General features: G+C 61.0%; 1 protein-coding gene. It reads right to left on the bottom strand.

Annotated elements, in window-relative coordinates:
- On the bottom strand, positions 1-1,523 hold a 1,523-nt coding region (locus tag JKG68_RS32215; RefSeq protein WP_202066489.1), incomplete at both ends, for a S8 family serine peptidase.

The raw sequence follows: 1,523 nt of genomic DNA, 5'->3' as shown, positions 1-1,523 counted from the left end.
CCATCCCCTGCTATCGCATTCTCAATCAGGGTGTCAGCGGCTATTACGAGCGTGCGACCAGCAATTTGGCTGGTCTCGCCCGGCCCCAAGTTGATCACCGAGTGACCCGACACAGCTGCGGCGTTAAGCGTGTCGTTTCCGGAGGTGTCGACCAGGATCCCCCGGGCCGCATCAGCATCACGCATCGACGCGTACTCGTTGGTGTAGACATGCAGGCTGTCCGCCGTCGAGGCAGAGCCGTGCAGCCGCAGCGCCCAGTGTCTTAGCGTGCCAACATTGCCGTTGGCCGCATCTTCGACCCGCAACGTCCAATTGCCCTGGGCATGCTCCCCCAGGAACTGCGTGCTGGTCAGCGTGAAAACAAGCCAGCCATTGGCCGGGTCATACCTGCCGTTGCCGACCCGATCCAGCAGTATGCTCTCGGTGCCGCCGGGTGACACGAGGATGATCCGGAGATCTCCTATCTTCTCATGAGCAATATCGATCTCCACCTCGGCGCGCTCAACCAGGAGATCGGCGGCAACCTGCACCGTCTGTGACATCACGCCAAGATCTGAGAGTGCTGCTTGGCCTGTGCCCGTCGCGGCTGTCTCTGCGCGATTAGCCTCGGTTGACTGCAACGTCCATGTTTCAGCAAGGCGCACGGCAGCCAAAGCGTCAATCAGCCCAAATCCGGCTTTGCGTGACACGTGCAGGCCGCCGCCGTTTGAGCCCTGGCCTGCATTGGTGAACCACCCGGCGCCTGCTGGATCGGTGATTTTGGCCGTTAGCGCAAGGATTGTCGCAACATCACGGTACCCGAGGGTGGGGTTCGCCTCCAGCATCAGCGCCGCCGTCGCCGATCCTAGTGGCGCGGCCGTCGACGTGGCCTCACCGGGGGCGACGACGGTGAGCGATGCACCGGGGTTGGAGAACGCTTGAACCTTGCCATCCTGTGCTGTCGCTCCAACGACGATGGTGAAACGATTGTTATAGTAGTTGTGAGTGTTGATATCGTCGCCGCCGATTGCATCATTACCTGCTGATCGGACGATCACGGTTCCGAGGCCATTGCGCCCAACCGTGGCGGCCTCAGCAATGGCTGCGGCCGCGCCCACATAACTGGGATCGTTGAAGTTGTCCCGAAAGTACTCTCCTGAGCGACTCCAGGAGTTGTTTGAGACATCCACACTGTGCTGCAGCCGCAAGAGAGCTGTCTCCTGCTCGACCGTTCGCAAGGCGCGCGTGTCGAAACGGTAGCCGACGAGAGTCGCGCCAAACGCTGCTCCGACGCGCCCAAATGCATTGTTTGCTGCGGCGGCAAGGATGAGCGCGACCTCAGTACCGTGCTGGTCGCCGCCGACGTTGTTGGCGTCATGGTCCTGGTCGAGTGCGTCGTAGTCGTTCTGAAGGTCAACCTGCCCGGCAAAGTCTGGATTGGCGTAGTTCAGCCCTGTATCAACAACACCGATGCGAACACCGGCACCGGTATACTCGGTGTAGAGCGGTATCGCATTGATGCCCGTTCCAGGTCCAAGCTGCCA

This window comes from Microvirga aerilata, assembly GCF_016743775.1.
Classification (GTDB): domain Bacteria; phylum Pseudomonadota; class Alphaproteobacteria; order Rhizobiales; family Beijerinckiaceae; genus Microvirga; species Microvirga aerilata.
Note: the sequence above shows the minus strand (reverse complement) of the source record. Positions and strands in the feature narration are given on the sequence as shown.